The 2,429-nt window shown below is 43.7% G+C and carries 3 protein-coding genes; 2 read left to right on the forward strand and 1 reads right to left on the reverse strand.

Annotation, left to right across the window (positions count from 1 at the left end; translation table 11 throughout):
- Positions 1 to 304: 304 nt before the first annotated feature.
- Positions 305 to 895 carry a hypothetical protein gene (locus ACR2PX_RS00750; RefSeq protein WP_433997455.1) on the reverse strand — a complete coding sequence of 197 codons (591 nt, stop codon included), beginning with the start codon at positions 893 to 895 and terminating at the stop codon, positions 305 to 307.
- Positions 896 to 1,056: 161 nt separating this feature from the next.
- On the opposite strand from ACR2PX_RS00750, the gene pseH reads away from it, so the two are divergent.
- Complete coding sequence (pseH, locus tag ACR2PX_RS00755) at positions 1,057 to 1,851, forward strand: UDP-4-amino-4,6-dideoxy-N-acetyl-beta-L-altrosamine N-acetyltransferase (protein ID WP_433997456.1); 795 nt, start codon at positions 1,057 to 1,059, stop codon at positions 1,849 to 1,851.
- Positions 1,852 to 2,196: 345 nt separating this feature from the next.
- The gene (gene tnpA, locus ACR2PX_RS00760) at positions 2,197 to 2,406 is read left to right on the forward strand and encodes an IS200/IS605 family transposase (RefSeq protein WP_433997457.1); all 210 of its coding nucleotides are present in this window, start codon (positions 2,197 to 2,199) and stop codon (positions 2,404 to 2,406) included.
- The last annotated feature ends 23 nt before the right edge of the window (positions 2,407 to 2,429 follow it).

Raw genomic sequence — 2,429 nt, forward strand, 5'->3', positions numbered from 1 at the left:
AAATATGCAGCCGATTTTAAAGAAAATATGACTATTCAGTTTGATAAGCTTCTACCCAGATGGAACTACACTGCCACTCCTGAGGCAGGGTGAAGTCAGGAAGTTATTTTTAGACAAATCCTTAGCACTCTTAAATCTTGTAAACCATTGTCCTCTTGGATCACCCTTTACCCTGACGAAATTGTCTTCCTCGTTTGGGGTGAGGAGTCTAGAATCTACCTGCCTTTGTTGTATCCCTTGAGAAAAAGTGTAATAGAAGCCGTATAATGTTACCTGTGCCATAATTCCACCTACTGTAAAATCACTAACCTTCTTTTGAAGCTGGCTCGAATCCCATACTTTCCAGAAAGCCAATTAATGTACACATCACGTCATCACTGACAAAAGCGGTACTGTTTGGAACCACATGTTTTTCGGCTACTACTCGAACTCCTGCTAGCACCATACGGCGATACTTAGGCTCTGAGTGACTGTCGATGTGAGCCATCAGTTCAGGCAATAGACGCAAAAACTCTTCCGGTGTTCTTTCTGCTTGCTTTTGTTGGGGCTGGGTGTTGAATATGTGCTTTGACGTAAGGTCTGGCTTATCTGGCTTGTCTGACTTGGACAGTTCACGTTTGGATGAATTGGCTAATGAGACGATCTGGCGTATGAGGTCCAGCTCGATATTATCAAAATGGCTCAACAGATCTGGGCCATCCAGAGACTTCACCAAATACAGGAAAGCAATGGAATACAGCTGTTCTTCTGAGGCTTTATTCACGGTATCAGACACTTCGTGTCTTGCCTCAGCCATTTTCCGGATCTCGTCACGAAAATAAGTAGACGGCATTCTTGCTTCAACACATCCAGGAATCTTTTTACTTAGAGACTCTACGGTTGTTTTAATGTCCATACACACTCTTGTCGGCGGCTGTAAAGTAATCGCCTTCCATATACTGAGAACTTTGTTTACATTTTAAATATCAGAGCCACATCTAGTGTTGAGGCATCTTTTACTCAGGGTTAGATGTTCGGTTTGTCGTTTTGAAAGATCACTGGAATGGATTTCAGTTTATGCAAAGAACACCCAGAACAATAAAGCTCGTTCCCTTAACTTCCCTCGATGTTGAATCCCAATTAAAAGTCAGGTCGATCAGAAATGAAGACAATGTTCGCAAGTGGATGTATACCGACCATCAAATTAGTGTCAGTGAACATCTCGGATGGGTAAATAGTCTTAAATCAAACGATCAGCAGATAGTCTTTGTTGTGTTAGATGATGGTGTTACTCCGGTTGGCGTTGTTAGCGTCAATGCTATTGATTCACTACAGAACAGGGCTGACTGGGCGTACTATCTATCCGAATCAGTTCGGGGTGGTTTGGGTTCTGCTCTTGAGTACTTCTTTGTCGATTTCGTCTTTGAGACCATGGGTCTGGATAAATTGAATTGTGAGGTGATAGAGGGCAACGATTCTGTTGTGAAACTTCATGGTAAATTTCTCTTTAAGGATGAAGGTTTTAGAGCCTCTAATATCCAAAAGGATGGCACCAGAATAGGAATTCACTTGTTTGGGCTCACCAGAGAAGATTGGATGGGAGGAAGATCTGAAGTTTTTGCGAAACACTCGGGCGCTTTCAGTCGGTTCAATGTCTCTATCGATTGGACGCCGAATGAAAAGAGCACTGATGTGTTGGAGGACATTCAGAAAGCCAGAGCCAAGAATAATTTTAATTGGATGGGCGTGTTGAAGCTTGCCCTTCAGAAGTCACCTGAAGCGGCTGGAGATCTTGTCAAGGATATCCAGAAGATGGATTCTGAGATTTCGCAATTGACAGAAAAACTCATTCTCGACGACGCCGACGGCTAAACCAAATGGACAGGCTTCTATCCAGAGGCTTGTCCATTCTGTTCTCTGTGACTCTCATATCGTTTTTTAAATGCAAAGTAGGCATCTTGTAGTGCTGCTCTCCAGAGCCAGCGATAGGTTTTGTCTGTGCCCCAGCTTGCGTATCGTGCTTTCAAATCTTCTGTTCCTTCTGAACCATTCAACATTGGGAGATTATAAAGTTTGGCTTTTATGGTCAGAGTGCTTCAAGTCTTTCGACCTCACTGAAAAAGAAAGACACAGCGTCACTAAACCTTTCCTGAAAATAATGGAGTTTACCACCGACACTCACCCTGATCTCACCAAACCCGTTTGCGTCTGCTGGATATGCACCCTAATATTATGCCCAGCAAGTCCGTCAACAATCTAAAAACTGTCACAAGCAGGCTGATACGCAAAGAATTCAGCCAACACCTAAAGTCCTACTTCTGGGAGCCGGTTCTATGGACAAGAGCCTACTGCCTGATAACTGCCGGTGGTGCGCCTTTGGAGGTACTGAAGGAGTATATTCAGAATCAAGAAAGGCCGGAGAAGTGACAGCCCTCTACGGGCTGTTTGCT

It is taken from the genome of Endozoicomonas sp., assembly GCF_051008435.1.
Lineage (GTDB): Bacteria > Pseudomonadota > Gammaproteobacteria > Pseudomonadales > Endozoicomonadaceae > Endozoicomonas_A.

What these genes read in the sequence shown, in the direction of transcription:
- ACR2PX_RS00750 (WP_433997455.1), bottom strand. Translation starts at nt 895, where the DNA reads ATGGACATTAAAACAACCGTAGAGTCTCTAAGTAAAAAGATTCCTGGA.
- tnpA (WP_433997457.1), top strand. Translation starts at nt 2,197, where the DNA reads ATGCACCCTAATATTATGCCCAGCAAGTCCGTCAACAATCTAAAAACT.
- pseH (WP_433997456.1), top strand. Translation starts at nt 1,057, where the DNA reads ATGCAAAGAACACCCAGAACAATAAAGCTCGTTCCCTTAACTTCCCTC.